This window comes from Nonomuraea sp. NPDC052129, assembly GCF_040680095.1.
In the GTDB taxonomy this organism is placed as follows: Bacteria; Actinomycetota; Actinomycetes; order Streptosporangiales; family Streptosporangiaceae; genus Nonomuraea.
In genome coordinates this window covers 514577-533211 of sequence record NZ_JBFAVX010000003.1, presented here as the reverse complement: position 1 = coordinate 533211, position 18635 = coordinate 514577, and the positions used below count along the sequence as shown (strand labels likewise).

Here is an 18635-nt window from a genome sequence, read left to right as displayed (position 1 = left end):
TCCAGGGGACCATTGTGGTCACCGCACCAGGCAACGCGCGACCGCCCGAACCTCGATAAGCCCAGGCGAGACCACCCACTGACCGCATTCCTTCGGGGTTCTGGGCGCGCTAGCACTAGCCAGGCTCACTCGTAGAACGCAACGATGCGCGGGCTCACTCGATGCGCAGCCCCTGCAGGATCCGGGACAAGGCCGCCCACACGTCGTCCAGGTCGCCGGGATCTCCGGAGCCGGCCAGCCACAGCGCGGCCTCGTTCATCGCCCCCGACAGCAGGTGAGTCAGCGGGGCGACCGGCTGTCGTGCGATGACCCCTGCCTCGATGAGGCCGGACAGCGCCTCGGCCAGATGGCGGGCGGAGGCGGCCTCGTCCAGCGCGCGCCACTCGCTCCAGCCCAGGACTGCGGGGCCGTCGATGAGCATGATCTGCTGGATGTCCGGAGCGGTGCAGGCTGCGAGGAACGCCCGGCACCCGGCCGCCAGTTGCTCCCATGGGTCGTCCTGGGCCTCGGCGGTCGCGGCCACCGTCTCGGCCACCTCCCCCTGCACCTGCTCCAGGACCGTACGGAACAGGTCGGCCTTGCTCTCGAAGTGGTGGTACAGCGCCCCCTTGGTCACCCCGGCAGCGGCGACGATCTGCGACAGGCCCACCGCCCCGTAGCCCCGGATCGCGAACAACAGCCTGCCCTCGCGTACCAGAATCCGCCTGGTCTGCTCGCGCTGCTCGATCCTGCTGCCCTGGCTCATCGCGTCACCCCTGTTGACGTACCGATGGTATGCCAATAGCGTAGCTTGACATACCAACGGTATGCGAAGGAGCTTTCCGTGATGCTGACCAGCTTCTATCCAGTCCTCTGTACCTCCCTGCTGCGGGAGTCCCAGGACTTCTATGTCGGGTGGTTCGGGTTCGAGGCGACGTTCGAGGCGGACTGGTACGTGAGTCTGCGCCGGCCGGGGACCCCGCCGTACGAGCTGGCCCTTCTCGACCACCGCCATCCGACGCTGCCCGAGGGCCACCGCGCGCACGTTCAGGGGCTGCTGCTCAACTTCGAGGTCGAGGACGTGGACGGGGAGTGGGAACGGCTCGTGGTACGGGGAGGTCTGCCGGCCGTGCTCGAACTGCGCAGCGAGGATTTCGGACAGCGGCACTTCATCGTGGCCGACCCCAACGGAGTGCTCATCGACGTCATCACACCCACCGTTCCCACCGCCGAGTACGCCGGCCAGTACCAGACTCAGGATTCACAAGGATCTGCAGCCCTTTGACGCACAACAGAGCCCGTTCGACCTCGGCTCAACAACGGCTTGCTCGCTGTGCCAGATGACCTCACCCACCACATCAGTGCCCAGGTCAGGGACTCGAAGTCCGACGGCATACCGATGATCTCGGCAAGACCGATCGCCTCAGGCACGCCCTCGACGCGGAGGAATTCGGCGAAGGGCTAGCGCCAGCCGAGGCAAGTGCTCCCACCGGCTGACTCCTTCGGAGGACTTGGTGGGTTGGTCGTGGGTTAGCTATCGCCGCCGCGATGGCGGTGGCCCGCGAAGGCGTTCTCGTCGTCGTCAGCCGCCCAGAAGTCACCCGCTCCGGGCTGCGGACGCTCCCAGAAGCCACTGTCCTCCATCGCCCTGGGAGCAGGGGGGAGGTAGTCGTCCCAACGCTCCTCGATCCGTACCGCGGGCGGCGTAACGGCGGCGGCCGACTCGGGCACCTCGATCACGGCCGAGCTGGGCAGCGCGATCCGTACGGGCTCCTGACGGACCGTCCGACCGTCCAGCTCAGCACGTATCCGACCGGGCTGGTCGAGAGGCTCTCGACCAGCCTGAGCCGCTCCCCTCCAACCGTCCTGATCAACGGAAACCAGGTCATATCGACCGGCATCCGCCCGGCCATCCCGCTCCCCGGACACCCACGAAACCCGCCCAGCGCCCGCCTGGCCATCCTGTCCGCCGGACGACCAGGAATCCTGCCCAGCCCCCGTCCGGTCGTCCTGTCCGCCGGACGACCACGAAACCTGCCCAGCCCCCGTCCGACCGTCCTGATCGCCGGACGCCCAGTCATCCGGATCAGCAGCCCCCATATCGGCGTCGCTGAGGTGCAGCGGGAGGGCGGCGCGTACCTGCGCACGAGCCTGCCCCAGCACCGGCCCGTTAGCCCGACCGGCACTCGGCCCCTCTGCGTAACGCCGTGCTGCGGACCGCGTGGCCAGCAGGTCAGACGCTGTCGAGTTGAAGCGATCGGGCGAAACCACACGGAGCTTTTCGGACTCACCCGAACCGAACCCATCGGATCCGCCCGGACCAAACCGGTCGGACACCTCCAGACCAGAACTGTCCGATATCCCCGGACCGAACTGGTCGGACGCCCCTGGATCGAGCCGATCGGACCCGCCCGAACCGGCCACCCCCTGACTAAACCGATCGGAAACCCCCAGAGTTACCCCTCCCAGGGTGGACTCTCCCACGCCAGGTGCTCCCGGACCGGTTGGGTCGGACACCCCCGAACTGGGTCGGTCGGACGCCGCCGAGCCAGGGTGTTCCGGTGCCTGCATGTGGGATTCCAGTGCCCGCATGCGGGATCGTGCGGGCGTCTGCGCGCCGGAGCGTCCTGGTGACGTACGCGAGGCTCCGGGAGCCTGAGCACTAAGCCGCTCTGTCGCGCGCGAACGCTCAGGCGTCTGAGCGCCGGACCGCTCCGGCGCGCGGGACTGTTCAGGGGACTGCGTACGAGGATGCTCACCGACCGGTCGGACCTTGGCGACTGCCAGCACCACGGCAGGGCGTCGGGGTGCCGAAGCGGTGGGCGGGACGCTATCCGTACTGGGTTGAGCGGAAATGCCGAGACTTGGCGAAGCAGCAGCCGAGGGCGGCACCGAACCCCCGGCACCAGCGGCGGCGAGAGACCGGCGACGCGCCCACGCGCCTCCGTGCGCGGCCAGCAGCAGCAAGACGAGCCCGCCTGCGACGTACATGCCGTACTGGCCGATGCCTCCGGCGGCCGACTCCGACGACTGGGCCTTCACCTTGGAATCGATGGCAGCAGAGTCGGCGTCGCCTGTGGTGCCGTTCGGAGCGAGGCCGTCGGTCTTGCCCGAATCCCCGGTGGTGTCGGCGGTCGGAATCGGGAGATTGCCCTTGGGGTCGGTGTCCGGCATGGCGGGGAGCTTGTCGGTCTTCTTCGTCGTGGTCGCCTTGTGTGTGGGCGCGACCGTGGACTGCGCGTGCTTCTTGGCGGGCAGCGTGGGCAGCGTCTCAACGCCCTTCTTGGTGCCCGGGGTCTCCTGTTTCGTGGCGGTCTTCTTCGGCTGGGCGGCCGGCGGTGCGGGGATGGTCACGTACGCGGCGCCAGAATTGCCGGACTCGATCGACCCGCCATCGCCGTCGCCCCTGAACGCCTTCACGGTGAAGCCCACCCGCTGCCCCGCCGCCTTGGTCGGTACGGCGAGCACGGCCTTGCACGATGATCCGGAGCAGGCGCTGTCGGCGGGCAGCCTGCCCACGATGCCGGACTGGCTGGTTGCCACCTCGTACGACTGGAGGTCCGGCTCCGAGCCCTTGCTCCAGGTCACCACGATCTTCTCGGCCCCCTGCAGGGCTGCGGCGACGTTGTCCGGCGCGGCGGCGGGCCGCCTCAGCTTGAAGGTGCTCGTCGCGTAGGTGCTGCCGGTGATCTCACCCTTGAGGACCACGTTGAAGGTCCCATTGGGTGCGCTGCCCGCATCGAATGTCCCGGAAATCGTCTGGTTGGCACCCCCACCGGCGACCTTCTGCCTGGTGGTCGAGGGGCCCTCCACGTACACGCCCATGTTGAGCTGCATTAACCCGGTATGCGCTGAGATCGGCACGGATCCACTCGTGACCACCTGACCGTCGGACGGAGACGTGATCTCCCCGGGGCCCGCACCTTGCCGCGCCACCACGGCCGCCTGAGCGGACCCACCGAGCACGATGGTTCCCGCCACGACCGCCGTCGCGACTATCGCTCTGCCAACCGTCACGGCGCTTCCCTCCATAGAGAGCCTCGCGCCGCCTGACCACCCTGGGGCGTTCACGCGACGACCGGAATGCAGTCCGCTTGGCCGATGTCGATCACCGACCTCCCCCTGAACCCGCACCCTAGCGGCTCAGGTCCGGGCTATCCCAGACTCCGACCCCAGACGGCATGGACTCACGAGTAAGCGGCACCTTATGTGAGCTAACTAACTCTTGGACACTCTGTCTAAGAAGTCGTAATTCGATTGCGACCTAGCCCCGACAGCCCCACAAGCCACATTGTTCGTGGAAGCGAAAAACGCCTCTGCTTTCACGAACATTGCGCTAAATAACGGCCCACCCTGCTCTGCGAGAGCGAGACCCGGCCCTACGCCCTCGGCATGGGCCGGGATGCACTCCTCGCCCAGAACCTGGGGCCACCTAACCGAGGCTCATAGCCCGCAGGCCCACAGCGCAGGTCGGGGCCTAGAAGGGGACAACCCAGAACTGGACCTTGAGACCGGGATCGGGACCCAGGACTGGAATCGGGCTCCAGGGCCAGATCATGGGTCAGGGGCAAATCGTGGGTCAGGGGCAGAACCGGGACCAGGACCAAGTCAAGGGCAGGACGGGGCCAGGGGCAGGACGGGGCCATGGTCAGGAGGTGGCCAGAGGCCAGAGCGGAAACACACCCACCCTCCGCCCACCTCTGCGCCGCCCTCAGCGCTGCTTCGGGCACTGCTTCGGGCGCCAGCGTGTCGTCAGACCGGCCGATCGATCTACACTCCGCATCGTGACTGCTGCATCCCAGCGTGGTGGCTCCTTCTACAACTCGCCCAAGATCTCCAAGAGGTATCGCGACCATCGTCACAGTGGGGCAATGAGCCCAAACCACGTCATGGAGGAGCCGGCACTACTGGATGTCCTTGGCACGGTCACCGGACTGCGGGTTTTGGATCTCGGCTGCGGGGATGCGGCCATCGGGCGGACTTTGCTGCACGCCGGCTGCCGTAGCTACCTGGGCCTGGATGGCTCGGCAGCCATGGTGGAGGCGGCTAGCGCGATCCTTCGAGGCACCTGTGGGCGAGCCGAGCGAGCGGACATAGAGGACTTTTCCGCTCCGCCGTCTTCGTTTGATCTGATCATTTCTCGTCTGGCCCTGCACTATGTCGAGGATCTGGATGCGGTGCTGACGGCTTGCCACACATGCCTTTCGCCTGGAGGGCGGATCATTCTTTCTGTTGTTCATCCTGTTCTGAGCTCATATGACGCCGGGACGGGAAAGCCGCGCACGAACTGGGTCGTCGATGACTACTTCCTCAAGGGGCCACGGCGGCGGAACTGGTTGGGCGGCAGTGTCGTCTGGTTTCACCGGACTGTTGAGGACTATGTGAACGCGCTGATGAACGCCGGGTTTGCCCTGTCGGCTCTACGTGAGTGCGCCCCTCAGGAAGAGCGGTTCGACGGCGACTTGGCCGAGCTGGCGCGCCGCCGCCGCGTGCCGCTCTTCCTGCTGCTCAGTGGCACAAGGATCTGACCAGCCAGGAGAGCAGCCGGGCAAGGTCTTCCCTCCGCCTACGCACGGGGTCATCAAGGAGGTCGCCCCGGCCGAGCGGGTACAGAAGTCCCTGTCCGGCCGAGCTGGAACGGACGTCTCTGTCCGGCCGAGCTGGAACGGATATCCCTGTCCGGCCGAGCTGCGTCCGGCTCACTCGCTCCTCACCCGCTCGCCCGCTCTTCGTTCACCTGGCCTGTCGGCCTTGGGCTCGTGCGCATCCCACCAGGTCCGCCCCACCACAGGCCGTCGCGTTCTACCGGGTCTGCACGCTTACTCCTGTCGTGAGTGTTCTGTCGGGCCCACACACCCTTCGGCCTTTGCCTGGCCTGCGTTCCTGCTCCCGCTTGTTGCGCCCTGCCATGGCTCGCATCCCTACTCCGGTCTGTGTGCGTGCCCTGTACAGGCCGCACCCCTACTGCGATCTGTGGGCGTGCTCTGCCGAGGCCGGGTACTCGCTTGGGCCGGCGCGGGCCCTGCCGGTCAGGGTTCGGGTTCCTAAGGCGGGCAGAGTGATGGTCAATGAGGTTCGGACATCCGCGATTTCGCCTGTGAGCGTGCATTGGAGGAGGTGGACGCCGTTTTTCGCGGCTACGGTCTTCGCTCTGTCGCAGGCTGCTTGGGGATCGAAGATTGCCAGCCTCGCCGCCGCAAGTGCGCTCAGGTCGGCTGCGTCGTGTACGTGATGGCGGGCGACGCGTACGGAGCCCACGGTGGCGAGGGCCGTGGCGACTGCCATGAGCAGGCCCATGAGCGCGATGCCCCACAATGTCGCGGAGCCCCGGTCTGCTCGCTTGACGAATGTTGCCCCTCGATGCTTCTTCGCCGAGGTGCGCCAGCGTGTCATGACTCCGTGTCGGCTGTCGCGGCGGCGGCCACTTGTACTGCGGGCAGGGACGCTCCCCATGCTGGTCGTACCTCCACCGAGATCTCTACTCTTGTGCTCTCCGGGCTGCGGCTGATGTCCACCTGTGCGTTGGGGCGAGTGGCGGATCGTACGAGTTCGCGTACTTCGTTCAGTGGCTCGCCTCTGGCTGCGGCCCGGGCTGCCGCGCGGGCCGCGTCGACGCATTCCAGCTGGACCCCGACTACTTGGATCGCCCACAATGCGGCGGCCAAGACGACCATGAGCGCGGGCAGGACCATAGCGGTCTCGGCGGTCACGGAGCCGCGCGACGTCGACCGCCACTTCAGCCGCTTACGACGCCATACGGATCGCTTCATGTGCGACACCGACCGCCTCGGACCTGATGTCGGCCGTTTACGACGCACTATGGATCGCTTCACGTGCGAGGCCGACCGTCTCATACGTGATGTCGGCCGCTTCACGGGCTTGGAAGTCGCGGCTTGGGGCGGGGTCATCCGGCTGTGTTGAGCGCCTTGTCGATGAGTTTCGAGAGCATCTCATGCACCTCGGGGCTGCTGACCACCTTGAACAGCAGCGCCGCGAAGGCGCACGCGGCGATCGTGCCTACGGCATATTCGGCGGTGGACATGCCGCGCTCGCGGTGTGGTCCCGAACAACGGGCCCACCTGTCAGCGAGCCAGCTGTGGTGGCGGGCGGCTGGGCTGGCCGCTTTGGCGGTCGGCGGGTCTTGTGGCGGTGTGGCGATCGGCGGGTCTTGTAGCGGTATGGCGGCGGCGTTCGGAGTGGTTGCCGCATGGTGCATGGTGCCTCCAGGTGATCGGAGCCGGGTGTCGTCCGGCGTGGGTCCAACAGTGGCTCAAGGCTGCGTGCGGCGGATGAGCCGAACGACGTTCTGTGGAAAACGTTGGAATGCCTCATAAGCAGGGGGCCGACCTGGAGGTATACGGGCGCACTGTCCGTCTTGCGACAGTTGGTCTCTCCGCGTGCTTCCTGATGTCGATCCGGTACGCGTAGGTGCTCGGCAGCCCTACCCCGCGCATGTCCATGCCCGTCTGAATGAGCGCGCAGGCGGTCGCGTACCCAAACCGGCCATTGGGACGCCCAGCGACCTCAGAGGCGTGCAGAGCGGCCTTTCGAGCTGGGTGCTGGCCTTCTGCTGGCCTTCTGGGTGCTGGCCTTCTGGAGGAGCACGGCAAGGCAGATCAGGCCGTGAGAGGCGTATCCGTCGCGTTATCGGTAGGCACAGGGGTGCTCCAACGCGATGCGGTGGCGTCAGTAAGCGTCGAGGTCACCGCGGGCGATCGGGCACCGCGTAGGCGTCGAGGTCACCGCGGGCGATCGGGCGCCGCGGAGGCGAGGCTCGGAGGAGCCGGCCGGGCCGGTCAGTGAAGGCCGTCCTGTTCTTACGCCAGCTCGGATGGCCATCGAGGAATTCGGGGTTGAACTGCCGACGAGACGCTCGCCCCGTTTTCGTACCTGCGTGATCTTCAGCTCAACCGTGCATCCGTTTGCCCAAGGCGGTCTCGTAGGCACGCATCGTCCGCACGATCGTGGCGCGTTCGGACGGCGTGAGGTCGGACAAGACCTCGGTCCACGCCAGTGCGCTGCCCGACAGCCACTCGCGGATCGGCTCGACGTACTGCGGTGCGATTGCGACGACCCGCCGTCGCCGGTCGGCATCATCCTCTTCCCGCGTCAGGACACCGCGGCGAGACAGGTCACCCACCATGAGGCTGACGGTCGTCGGAGCGATCTCCAGTCGCTCCGCCAGCTGACTAACCGTGAGAGAACCGTCGTACTGCAGATAAGCCAGCAGGGACAGGTGGCGGGGCGCGAGATCAAGCGTCCGCAGTGCCTCTGGGACGGGCAGCCGCTTGGCTCGCCCGACCATCCTGGGCATCAGCAGGAGCATGGACCGCACCGCCTGGTCGGTGGTCATGCCGTCCGCGTTGTTGACCATCTGGTGCTTCACCAATTACCTTTGATGTTAAAGCTAATTTAAGAACAAACAGGAGATCCATCGTGCCACATCTGACGGTCCGGGTCCTGGAGTCACAGCTGCAGGGCAACGAAACGGCCCTCATTGCCGCGCTGACCGACGCGGTGGTCGACGTATACGGCGAGTGGGCGCGCGACGTCGCGATCATCCACCTCGACGGCGTACCCGCCGGACGATTGGGTCTGCGGGGCAAGCCGGTCGACGAGGCGCCACCCGCGATCATGTTCGGTATCCGCGAGGCGGCGTTCAACCGTCCCGACAGCGACGAGCTCATTGCCAAGCTTGTACGAACCGTCACCGATGCCGTCGCCGACGTCCTCGGAGCGCACTTGCGCGACACCATCACGGTCGAGCTCGTCGCCACCCCGGCCGGCCGCACCGCGCTCGGAGGTGTGATCGTCGACGGCTAGCCCCCTTTCCGCATGGGAGTGATCTTCAGCGGAGGTCTCGTGGGTCGATGTCGAGGAGGTCCAGGAAGTGGAGCTGGAGGCCAGCGGGCTGCGGGATGGTCGGTGGTGACTGGCCAGTCCCCGGGGTCCGACGGATGCCCGCTGGCGCGTCCAGAATGAGCCGACCGGTGGGGATAGCAGCCTGACCGGCATACGAGCCGTCGACCTTGGTGCCGCCTCGTACGGTCAGTACTTGGCGAACCTGGCGTTCGACCAGACAGAAGGTGGGCGGAGCCAGGCAGATGACCGTGATCAGCGCGGCGATGCGGGTCCCGAACGCCGCGGCGTCGAGGTAATGGCGGCTGTCCAGCCCACGCTCCAGACGGGCCAGATCCACGCGAGCACCTCCCTCCATCGAAGAAGCGGCCAGCCTGATGAGTTCCGCGCCTGAGATCAATTAGCCCTTCCAGATTCGGTGGCCGCTAGGGCGTCGGGCTGGTCAGGACGTTGATGAGGGTGGCGGCGAACCCGTCAGGCTGGGACCAGTAGCCGGTGTGGTCGCCCGGGAAATCGGTCACGGATTTCCCCCAGCGGTCAGCCAGGGCGAGGCTGGGACGGTAGGGGAAGTGCTGGCGGGAGTCCCGGCCGCCGCCCAGCACGATGCGCTCCTGCTGGGCGTCCAGGGTTGCCAGGTCGGGACGGTAGCCAGGTGCTTGCCGTACTTCATGATCAAGGAAGAAGCCGATATTGACCGACAAGCGGCGGATCAGTTCGGGGTCGATGACCGCGCCCGCACTGCTGCCGAAGACGTACGCCGGTCCCTCTGCGACTGCCCGTAGTAGGCAACGCGCGTCGTTGACGTGGGTCTCGTCCCATGCGCTGTTGTCGCATGATCCGTTTAAGGTACTCCTGGAGAACCCGCGCCGGTCGTAACTGATGACGGTGTAACGAGGGGCGAGCAGGTCCGCGACGGCGTCGAACAGGTCGGCGTCCCCGTTGCTTCCAGGGATCAGCAAGAGCGCGGGCCCCTGCCCGCGCACCTGGCAGTGGAGGCGAGCACCGGGCACATCCAAGGTGTGGGTCTGCTTTTCGGGCATGGCAATGATCCTTCCCCAATCACTTACCTGTCGTACGGTAAGCTAGCCTGCTAACCGGCCGTCAAGTAAGTGACTGCGGCGTCGCTGATCGCCCGGGGGTGCTGGCTGGGTCAGCCCGCAGGACCTGGCAGACCTTCTCCCATCGACCCCTGACGCAAGTGCCTCGCTCGTATCCAAGATTGATTACCCGTCCCACGTTCGGCGATGGGTCACTGGGTGTTAGGGAACAGTGATGGCGGTGGCGAGGCCTGCGACGACAGGGATGATGCCGAGGAGGACGAAGGCCGGAAGGAAGCAGAGACCGAGGGGTGCTACCGCCTTCACGCCGACGCTCCTGGCTGCGGCCACGGACGTGGCGCGAGTGGATTGGCGGGCGTCGTCGGCCAGGCGCGTCAGGACGTCGGCCACCGGGGCGCCGGTCTGAGCCGCTCTGCTCATCGCTCGTGACAGTTGTGCGGTGGCGGGTTCTTGGGCGAGGAAGGCCCAGGTGGGGTCGGGGTCGGCGCCCAGTCGGAGTTGCCGGCTCACCCACGACAGGCGTTGGCCGAGCGGGCCGCCCAGCGCGCCAGCCGCTATCTCGGTGGCTGCGCTGACCGGCTGCCCGGCGAGGAGGCAAGCCGCCATCAGGTCGGCGGCGAACGGCAGGTCAGTGGTGATCTGTTTGCTGTCTCGGCGGGTTTCCGGGTCGACATGTCTGTGCAGGACCACGCCGACGATGGGGGTGACGAGTAGGGCGGCTATCAGTCCGGCTCCTCCGCCGATGAGTAGGGCGGTGATGAGGGCAGCCCCGAGTGCTCCGATCAGCGTGCGGCGGTTGATGCGGCGGGGTGAGGTCGCGGGGTGATCGAGCCAGGTCGGTGGGGCGAATGTGTCGACATCCGGGTCTGTGGAGCCTGAGTTCGGGAGTCGGTGTGTTCCGGGTGGGTGCAGGGGTCTTCCGGGTGGGTGCAGGGGTCTTCCGGGTGGGTGCAGGGGTATGCCTGCCCTCGGCCCGGGTTGGGTGGCGGTTTCTGGTGGTAGCAGGCGGGTCAGGCGTTCGGCCGGAGTTGTCGGGGGGATCCACAGCCAGGTCGCCACACAGGCACAGACTGCGGAGAGCAGCTCGAACATCGTCTGGGGTCCGTTCCGGTTGGTTGCGCCGCGCGATCATCTGAGGGAACCGCGTGATTGTCCGAGGTAGCGGCGTGATCGTCCGACGGAGATCCGGGCGGGCGGCGGTGGAGCGGGCGTCGCTATGAGTTTTCGGCGCGGGTTGCCATCTGGTGGGTCCACCACAGGCCGCCGGCGTCGAGGGCGATTCCGGCCGTGAGGCAGGCGAGGCCGGGGAGGCTTCCGAAGAGGAAGGTGAGCGGGCGCATGCCCAGCGCGCTTCCCATGAGAAGGCCCAGGGCAGGGAGTGCGGCCAGCATTCTCGCGGTGGTGCGTGGGCCTGCCAGTTGTGCCGTGACGTCCCGGCGGTGGGCTTGGGCTGAACGTAACGTGCTGCCGACTCGCTCGACGAGGGCTGCCAGTCCCGCGCCTACGGTCACGCTGACGTTCCAGCAGGCGGCGAGGCGGCGTAGTCCCTCGCCGCCCTGCTGGGGAGCCACTGACAAGAGGGCTGTGGACACGTCGCCGCCGTCCCTTGCCGCCGCCACCACCGGGCGTAGGGCTTCCGGGTCGGGGAAGTCGACTGCGGTGATCGCCCTGGTGAGGGCTTCGCCTGGAGTACGGCCTGCGGTCAGTTCGGCTGAGAGGGCTTGGCAGAGTTCGATCGATGCCTGACGCCAGGCGTCGGCGCGACGGGCTGGGCTGGGGCGGGTGATCAGGTGCTTTATGGATCGCTGCTGGAATGGCTCGCGGACTGAGGTCAGCCTGTCGAGGCGGGCTGTGGCGGTGTTCGGGCCGGTCCACAGCCATACGGCGGTTGCTGTGGACAATGCGGCCACCAAGGCTGCGATCACGGGTTTGGGCCTCCGTTCGCTCGTCGCGGGTCTGCTCGGGTGAAGCTCACCGGTGGAAGTACAGGCGGGTGGATGGGTGGAGGTACGGGTGGTGAATGGGTGGAAGCGGGTGGGTGGGATGGGGGGTTCGGGCTCGGGCTGGCGAGGTTGGAGGCTGGTTTGGGGGGGGTGGTTACGGAGGCGTTCTCTGCGCCAGGGAGTTGTATCCCGGGCCGGTTTGGGGTCGGCCGTGCGCGTCGAAGGTCAGGGCGGGCAAGGATTCGACGAAGCCGGTCGGGGTTCTCGACAGGAGGCAGATCTCCGATACCCGCCGGCGACCGTCGGAGTGGTTGCGGGTCAGGTGGATGACCACATCGAGGGCGGCGGCGAGTTGGCTGTGCACGGCCTCCCTGCTCAAGCCCGCCGCGCAGCCCAGCGCCTCCAGCCGGGGTGGTACGTCGGCGGCCGCGTTGGCGTGCAGGGTGCCGCAGCCGCCCTCGTGGCCGGTGTTCAGGGCGGCCAGCAGGTCCACCACCTCTGCGCCCCTGACCTCTCCGACCACGACTCGGTCGGGACGCATGCGCAGAGCCTGGCGTACCAGGTCTCGTAGGCCGACACCGCCGGCACCTTCGAGGTTTGACGGACGGGACTCCAGGCGTACGACGTGCGGGTGGAGCGGGCGGAGTTCGGCCGAGTCTTCCACGAGCAGCAGGCGTTCACCCGGATCGGCCAGTGACAGCAGCGCGGACAGAAGCGTTGTCTTGCCTGTGCCGGTGCCACCTGTGACCAGGAATGCCAGCCTGGCCGTCACGATGGCCGTCAGCAGCGGCACCGCCGACTGCGGGATCGTGCCCGCCGCCACGAGGTCGGGCAGCGTGAATGTACGTCTCGGAGGCAGGCGCAGCGACACGCAGGTGCCGCCTGAGGCGATCGGTGGGAGCACGGCGTGCAGGCGTACGCCTCCGGCCAGCCTGGCGTCCACGTACGGCGAGGCGTCGTCCAGGCGTCTGCCCGCGGCGGCGGCCAGGCGTTGGGCCAGTCTGCGGACGGCGCCGTCGTCGGCGAACGTCACTGGGGTTCTGCGCAAACCGTGGCCGTCGTCGACCCATACCTCGCGAGAGCCGTTGACCAGGACGTCAGTGACGTCGGGCTCCGCCAGGAGGGGCTCCAGGGGGCCGGCTCCTATGAGGTCCGCGCAGAGGGATCGGGCAACGGCGAGGATCTCCGCGTCGCCGTATACGGATTTCTCGGCTCGTAGGGCTACTGCCACCTGGGCGGCGCTGGGCTCGACGCCGGTCCGTGCCAGCCGTACACGGACGGCCTCGATCAGCTCGGGTGACACGCCTCCTGCATTCATGTGCTCACCTCCGTTGTCCGCTCCAGCAGTTCCGGCAGTCCCAGCGCGAGTACAGAGATTGTTGATGCGGGCACAGGCACGAACGCGGATAGGGGCCCGAGTACGGACCCGGACGCCCACGTCGGCAACGGCGCCGGCGCGAGGGCGGGGGTGGGCGTCGGCGTCGGCGTCGGCGCCAGCGCGGGGGTGGGCGTGGGCAACATTGCGGACAGCTGAGGACCGTGCGCAGCGGACATGTCAGGGCGCAGGGAGTGCTGGAGGTTCGTCTGGCTGGTCACGATGGGAGTAGGTCGCGTAGGAGGGAGGTGCAGAGGGCGCCGAGGACGGTGCGGGGGCCCAGTTTGGGGAGTTCTCCACGGTTGAGGGTGGTGGGGAGGCGTGGCTGGTCGGGTAGGTGGCCGGCGGAGGGAATGCCGAGGGAACTGGCCACCACGGCGTCGTCGAGGACTCCGGGACGGATGACCGCGCGGATGTCCGAGGTGTGCCGATTTACCGCTGTGAGGACCTGAGCGGCGGCCAGCACGCCGCGTACGTCGGCCATGGCCACGAGCAGCGTGCCGCTCGCCCTGGTCAGTGCCTCGACGGCGGCGGAGTCGAGGTGGCGTGGGAGGTCGACGACCACCACGTCGAAGCCGCGGCGTCCGGCTTCCAGCACCGAGCGCATGGCCTGGGCGGGGATCGCCCGTACCTCTCCTCGGTGGAAGGACAGGACCGTCAGGTCGCCGAACGCGGGCAGCGCGGCCCGGAGGGCTGCCGAGCCGACCCGGCCTTCGCGGGCCACCAGGTCTCCCCAGCGCGCGCCGGTGGCCTCCTCCTGCCCCAGCAACGCGTCGATGCCGCCGCCCAGCGGGTCGGCGTCGATCAGCAGCGTGCGCAGGCGATCGCCGGAGGCACGCAGGGCCAGGCAGGCCGCCAGGACGCTCGCCCCCACCCCGCCCCGGCCGCCGATGACGCAGAGCACGACGCCGGAGCGGGGATCGGGCTCCATGGCGTCGGCGAACTCCTCCACCAGGCGCCGCTCACCTCCCGGCAGGTCGACGACTGCCTGGGCGCCCACGGCCACACATCGGCGCCAGCTGTCGGGATCTTCAGGTTCGCGGGTGACCAGCAGCACGCCGTCTCGGGCGGGTGGTGAGGTGGCGGCCACCGCGTCGGCCAGGTCGCCGCCTATCACCACCAGGGGCGCGAGGTTCCAGAAAGGGCGCGCGTGGGCGGGGGCGTGGGCCACGTCGAGCTGGGCTCCGGCTGCGGCGGCCACGCGGACGAGGTCGTCGAGCAGGTCGCGGTCTTCGGTGATGACCAGTGGGCGGTGCATGAGGGGCCTCCTGATCTGCGGATCGGGAGGTACACCATGCGTCGCGAGGGTGGGGCAGCGGGCCACCGAACGTGGTTCTGTGGATGACGGGGTTGGAGGTGGGGAGTCCCTGTGGATAACGAGAGTCCCTGTGCGACGACGCGCGGGCCCCAAAGGCGCGCGGATCCAGATGCGGAGGGGACCCACCCGGAACCGGACCCGGGCAGAAATGGGGCGACCCCCGCCGGGGGGGAGAGCGGGGGTCGCCTGATCGGTCCGGCTCCGGGGGGGTAGAGCCGGTCCCGTTTCAGAAGAAAGCTTTCATCACTTGACCGGAGCATGGCAAGAGACTGGCAAACCAAACCCGTGCACAGTCGCCCCAGTTTCCGGAGATACCCCCGTATGCTGCCCGATCGACTCGAGTTTCGTCGAGGAGCAATCTCGCATTTTCGCCAAGTTTTTTTCGTGCCCCCATAACGATCACATAAAGCAGATCACTCTGCGTGATCGTCACAGGTTGATAACCGTAACAAAACCCACGACCCCCCGAAATCTTCACCCCCGGAGGGCCCCGCACGGGTAAAGGTCTTGGTGCAAGGGGTTCCCATCAGGGCGGATCCGTCGTACAAAGGGGACACGGACCACTTGTCCGGGTGCGTCAACCAGGCACCCACGCGCGACCAGCCGCGGGAGGCGCGTCGTGACGGGCTTGTCCCGCTCCGACGAATAGAGGTGCACGCTTGGTAACCCGGTGTGACGTATCGGCAGACGGCGTCTCATGACTGAGACGCCGTCAGCTATGTCAGGATCCTTGCGGCGCCCCAAGATCGGCCCCTCCGCGGCACCGCGCAGGTCAGCGCCTCGCTGACCAGCCCCTCTTCCAGCTCAACCCCTCTGCAGCGCCTCGCAGATCGCGGTCGTCTCGCGTACCCCGAGGGTGACCGCGGCGGCACAATGTCGTACCCACTCCGCCACCCCGTCGGGTGACCCCGTCAGGTAGGCCCGCAGGCCATCGGCATAAGGCAGCTCCAGATGCCCCACCTCGACGGCCACCAGCGACTTCGGGTCGAGCCCGTACTCCACCAGCGTGAGCCGTTCGGCCGAGCGCGCGACCACGCCGTCGGCCGTACCGAAAGGCCGCAGCACGGCCAGCTCCGCGTGAACGACGGCGGCCAGCACGAGCGCGGGCGCCTTCGTGGGCGCTTCGAGCAGCCCGAACAGGCTCTCTAGACGCGCCGCCAGCTCCTGGTCCTGGGTGCGCGGGCGGCCGAGTGAGTCCGTGAGGCCGGCCGCGGCGACCGTGTGCAGGCGGGCGAGCACCTGGCGGGGGGCCTTGCGCCAAGTGGCGCCCAACCGGCCCAGCTCCGCCGACGCTCGCAGGGCGCCCTGGACGACGGGGTCCTCGATCGAGCCCCGGCGCAGCTCGTCCAGAGGTACGTCGACGCCCTCGATGGCCGCCGACGCCCGCGCCCCGCGCAGGGACGACTCGGCCGAGACCGCCGGGCTCGCGCGGCGCAGGACGCGATGACGATAGAGCCCGTCGACGGCCTGCCTGGCCTCCTCCACCGCCTCGGGAACGCCGGGAAGTGCCGCGATGACAGCCAGTGGATCACTCACGGCATTCCACCCTAGCGGGGGACCCAATAAACCCACCCATTGGCCCGTTCCATATTGGTGTGGTGCCAAAATGACAACAGTTCAATAGCAGTTGTTAGTCCCGTTGATAACCGGATCACCCACGCGGCGCCACATGTACAGACCTGTCTAGACCTCTTGTGTGCGGAGCACGTGAGCTGGTGGAGTGGGACTCGACCTGTCCGATCTGGCCCTTGAAGGAGCACGAGGTGGCCCCGGAAACCCCTGGCAACGAGCCCCAGGCGTTGTCGAACCTGCTGCAGGAGAACCGCCGGTTCGCACCGCCGACCGACCTGGCGGCTGCGGCGAACGTGACCTCCGCCGCGTACGCCGAGGCGTCGGCCGACCGGCTCGCGTTCTGGGAGAGTGCGGCCGACCGGCTGACCTGGGCCAAGCGGTGGGAGACCACGCTTGAGTGGAACGCGCCGTTCGCCAAATGGTTCGTCGGCGGCGAGCTGAACGTCGCCTACAACTGCGTGGACCGCCACGTCGAAGAGGGTCGCGGCGACAAGGTCGCCTACCACTGGGAGGGTGAGCCCGAGGGCGACACCCGCACCCTGACCTACAACGACCTGAAGTCCGAGGTCAGCAAGGCCGCCAACGCCCTGCTGGAGCTCGGCGTACGCAAGGGCGACCGGGTCGCCGTCTACATGCCGATGATCCCCGAGCTGCCGATCGCGATGCTGGCCTGCGCCAGGATCGGCGCGGTGCACTCGGTGGTGTTCGGCGGGTTCTCGGCGACCGCGCTGAAGAGCCGCATCGACGACGCCGACGCCAAGGTGGTCATCACGGCCGACGGCGGCTACCGCCGCGGCGCCCCCTCGGCGCTCAAGCCGACCGTGGACGAGGCCGTCGCCGAGTGCCCGCAAGTCGAGCACGTCCTGGTCGTACGGCGTACCGGTCAAGACGTGGCGACCAACGACAAGGACGTGTGGTGGCACGACCTGGTCGAGCGGCAGAGCGACCAGCACACCGCCGAGCCGCACGACGCCGAGGACCCCCTGTACATCCTGTACACCAGCGGCACCACCGGCCGGCCCAAGGGCATCCTGCACACCTCGGGCGGATACCTGACCCAGACGGCCTGGACGCACCACGCGGTCTTCGACCTCAAGCCGGAGACCGACATCTACTGGTGCACCGCCGACATCGGCTGGGTGACGGGACACTCCTACATCGTGTACGGCCCGCTCGCCAACGGCGCGACCAGCGTCATCTACGAGGGCACTCCGGACACCCCGCACCGGGGCCGGTTCTGGGAGATCGTGCAGAAGTACAAGATCACGATCCTCTACACCGCCCCCACGGCGATCCGGACGTTCATGAAGTGGGGCGACGACATCCCCGCCAAGTACGACATGTCCAGCCTGCGCATCCTCGGCTCGGTCGGCGAGCCCATCAACCCCGAGGCGTACGTCTGGTACCGCGAGCACATCGGCGACAACCGCTGCCCGGTCGTCGACACCTGGTGGCAGACCGAGACCGGCGCCATCATGATCAGCCCGCTGCCGGGCGTCACCAGCGGCAAGCCGGGCGCCGCGATGCGCCCGCTGCCGGGCATCAGCGCCGACGTGGTCGACGACCAGGGCAACAGCGTGCCCGACGGGGGCGGCGGCTTCCTCGTGGTACGCGAGCCGTGGCCGGCCATGCTCCGGACGATCTGGGGCGACGACCAGCGCTACATCGACACGTACTGGAGCCGGTTCGAGGGGATGTACTTCCCCGGCGACGGCGCCAAGAAGGACTCGGACGGCGACCTGTGGCTGCTCGGCCGCGTCGACGACGTCATGCTCGTCTCGGGCCACAACATCTCCACGACGGAGGTGGAGAGCGCGCTGGTGAGCCACCCGAAGGTCGCCGAGGCGGCCGTCGTGGGCGCGACCGACCCGGTGACCGGGCAGGCCATCGTGTCGTTCGTGATCCTGCGCGGGGCCGCGGAGGAGGGCGCCGACATCGCCTCTGAGCTGCGCAACCACGTGGCCAAGGCCCTTGGGCCCATCGCCAAGCCGCGCCAGATCCTGGTGGTGCCTGAGCTGCCCAAGACCCGCTCGGGGAAGATCATGCGGCGGCTGCTCCGGGACGTCGCGGAGAACCGCAGCGTGGGCGATGTCACGACGCTGGCCGACAGCACGGTGATGGACCTCATCTCGGAGAAGCTCCCGTCGGCGAAGAGCGAAGACTGAGGGGCGAACGAAAAAGCGAAAAGCGACACCCGCTCCTCTACAGCACACCGACCCGACGCGGCCCACCGTAGGTGGCGGGCGGCCTTCGGGGAAGGGTGGCTGGTTTGACGCCGCCCGCCGCACATGGCGGGCGGCCTCCGGGAGAGCGGACGTAAACAGCGAAGGCTGCTGCTTTACGGCACGGCCGACCTGGCGCCACCCGCCGTACGTGGCGGGTGGCCTCCAGGGGAACGGCCGCTGAGCCCGCACGGGGTCGGCCGCCGTGACGTGCGCGTTCTTGGCCGGTTAGCGGGCTAGCTTGGCCGGTTACCGGGTTAGGGTGGATATCGGTGTGCCGGGAAGTCGGGTCGGCGTCACGGGGAAGCG

General features: G+C 68.0%; 17 protein-coding genes. 4 read left to right on the top strand and 13 right to left on the bottom strand.

The features are described from left to right. Positions 1–154: 154 nt before the first annotated feature. A complete protein-coding gene (locus AB0L53_RS10585) occupies positions 155–745 on the bottom strand; it encodes a TetR/AcrR family transcriptional regulator (RefSeq protein ID WP_363992701.1) in 591 nt (196 codons plus the stop codon). Positions 746–823: 78 nt separating this feature from the next. Here AB0L53_RS10585 and AB0L53_RS10580 point away from each other — a divergent pair, with 78 nt between their 5' ends. Continuing rightward, the gene (locus AB0L53_RS10580) at positions 824–1264 is read left to right on the top strand and encodes a VOC family protein (protein ID WP_363992700.1); all 441 of its coding nucleotides are present in this window, start codon (positions 824–826) and stop codon (positions 1262–1264) included. A 245-nt stretch (positions 1265–1509) separates the two neighbouring features. On the opposite strand, the gene AB0L53_RS10575 is transcribed toward AB0L53_RS10580, so the two are convergent. Beyond that, entirely contained in the window at positions 1510–3996 is a 2487-nt protein-coding gene (locus AB0L53_RS10575; RefSeq protein ID WP_363992699.1) for a hypothetical protein, read from the bottom strand. Positions 3997–4763: 767 nt separating this feature from the next. On the opposite strand from AB0L53_RS10575, the gene AB0L53_RS10570 reads away from it, so the two are divergent. After that, a complete protein-coding gene (locus AB0L53_RS10570) occupies positions 4764–5507 on the top strand; it encodes a class I SAM-dependent methyltransferase (RefSeq protein WP_363992698.1) in 744 nt (247 codons plus the stop codon). Between the two features lie 433 nt (positions 5508–5940). Here the strand turns inward: AB0L53_RS10570 and AB0L53_RS10565 are convergent, their stop codons facing one another. The 4 genes from AB0L53_RS10565 to AB0L53_RS10550 form a co-directional block, all read right to left on the bottom strand. Then, a complete protein-coding gene (locus AB0L53_RS10565; RefSeq protein WP_363992697.1) occupies positions 5941–6372 on the bottom strand; it encodes an Rv3654c family TadE-like protein in 432 nt (143 codons plus the stop codon). Further along, complete coding sequence (locus tag AB0L53_RS10560) at positions 6369–6749, bottom strand: TadE family type IV pilus minor pilin (protein WP_363992696.1); 381 nt, start codon at positions 6747–6749, stop codon at positions 6369–6371. The genes AB0L53_RS10565 and AB0L53_RS10560 overlap by 4 nt, the downstream gene beginning before the upstream one ends. 134 nt (positions 6750–6883) lie before the next feature. Continuing rightward, entirely contained in the window at positions 6884–7195 is a 312-nt protein-coding gene (locus AB0L53_RS10555; RefSeq protein WP_363992695.1) for a DUF4244 domain-containing protein, read from the bottom strand. 690 nt (positions 7196–7885) lie between these two features. Continuing rightward, on the bottom strand, positions 7886–8365 hold the full coding sequence (locus AB0L53_RS10550; protein WP_363992694.1) for a helix-turn-helix domain-containing protein: 480 nt from the start codon (positions 8363–8365) through the stop codon (positions 7886–7888). Positions 8366–8415: 50 nt separating this feature from the next. Between AB0L53_RS10550 and AB0L53_RS10545 the strand changes: the two genes are divergently transcribed. Next, positions 8416–8802, top strand: coding sequence for a hypothetical protein (locus AB0L53_RS10545; RefSeq protein WP_363992693.1), 387 nt, complete (start codon positions 8416–8418; stop codon positions 8800–8802). Positions 8803–8827: 25 nt separating this feature from the next. On the opposite strand, the gene AB0L53_RS10540 is transcribed toward AB0L53_RS10545, so the two are convergent. The 7 genes from AB0L53_RS10540 to AB0L53_RS10510 all read right to left on the bottom strand — a co-directional run bounded on the left by AB0L53_RS10540 (position 8828) and on the right by AB0L53_RS10510 (position 16068). Further along, positions 8828–9178 (bottom strand): hypothetical protein, encoded by a 351-nt coding sequence (locus AB0L53_RS10540; protein ID WP_363992692.1) that lies wholly within the window; start codon positions 9176–9178, stop codon positions 8828–8830. 85 nt (positions 9179–9263) lie between these two features. Beyond that, positions 9264–9878 (bottom strand): alpha/beta hydrolase, encoded by a 615-nt coding sequence (locus AB0L53_RS10535; protein ID WP_363992691.1) that lies wholly within the window; start codon positions 9876–9878, stop codon positions 9264–9266. 219 nt (positions 9879–10097) lie between these two features. Continuing rightward, entirely contained in the window at positions 10098–10586 is a 489-nt protein-coding gene (locus tag AB0L53_RS10530) for a type II secretion system F family protein (RefSeq protein WP_363992690.1), read from the bottom strand. Between the two features lie 524 nt (positions 10587–11110). Further along, on the bottom strand, positions 11111–11821 hold the full coding sequence (locus AB0L53_RS10525; protein ID WP_363992689.1) for a type II secretion system F family protein: 711 nt from the start codon (positions 11819–11821) through the stop codon (positions 11111–11113). Between the two features lie 172 nt (positions 11822–11993). After that, entirely contained in the window at positions 11994–13157 is a 1164-nt protein-coding gene (locus tag AB0L53_RS10520) for a TadA family conjugal transfer-associated ATPase (RefSeq protein WP_363992688.1), read from the bottom strand. A 274-nt stretch (positions 13158–13431) separates the two neighbouring features. Beyond that, positions 13432–14472, bottom strand: coding sequence for a septum site-determining protein Ssd (gene ssd / locus AB0L53_RS10515; protein ID WP_363992687.1), 1041 nt, complete (start codon positions 14470–14472; stop codon positions 13432–13434). Positions 14473–15336: 864 nt separating this feature from the next. Next, entirely contained in the window at positions 15337–16068 is a 732-nt protein-coding gene (locus AB0L53_RS10510; protein WP_363992686.1) for an oxidoreductase, read from the bottom strand. 227 nt (positions 16069–16295) lie between these two features. Here AB0L53_RS10510 and acs point away from each other — a divergent pair, with 227 nt between their 5' ends. Then, a complete protein-coding gene (gene acs / locus AB0L53_RS10505; RefSeq protein WP_363992685.1) occupies positions 16296–18269 on the top strand; it encodes an acetate--CoA ligase in 1974 nt (657 codons plus the stop codon). The last annotated feature ends 366 nt before the right edge of the window (positions 18270–18635 follow it).

Excerpts from the sequence above, each read along its gene's own strand:
- AB0L53_RS10560 (WP_363992696.1), bottom strand. The coding sequence starts at position 6,749 with ATGAAGCGATCCGTATGGCGTCGTAAGCGGCTGAAGTGGCGGTCGACG.
- AB0L53_RS10565 (WP_363992697.1), bottom strand. The coding sequence starts at position 6,372 with ATGACACGCTGGCGCACCTCGGCGAAGAAGCATCGAGGGGCAACATTC.
- AB0L53_RS10555 (WP_363992695.1), bottom strand. The coding sequence starts at position 7,195 with ATGCACCATGCGGCAACCACTCCGAACGCCGCCGCCATACCGCTACAA.
- AB0L53_RS10535 (WP_363992691.1), bottom strand. The coding sequence starts at position 9,878 with ATGCCCGAAAAGCAGACCCACACCTTGGATGTGCCCGGTGCTCGCCTC.
- AB0L53_RS10520 (WP_363992688.1), bottom strand. The coding sequence starts at position 13,157 with ATGAATGCAGGAGGCGTGTCACCCGAGCTGATCGAGGCCGTCCGTGTA.
- ssd (WP_363992687.1), bottom strand. The coding sequence starts at position 14,472 with ATGCACCGCCCACTGGTCATCACCGAAGACCGCGACCTGCTCGACGAC.
- AB0L53_RS10585 (WP_363992701.1), bottom strand. The coding sequence starts at position 745 with ATGAGCCAGGGCAGCAGGATCGAGCAGCGCGAGCAGACCAGGCGGATT.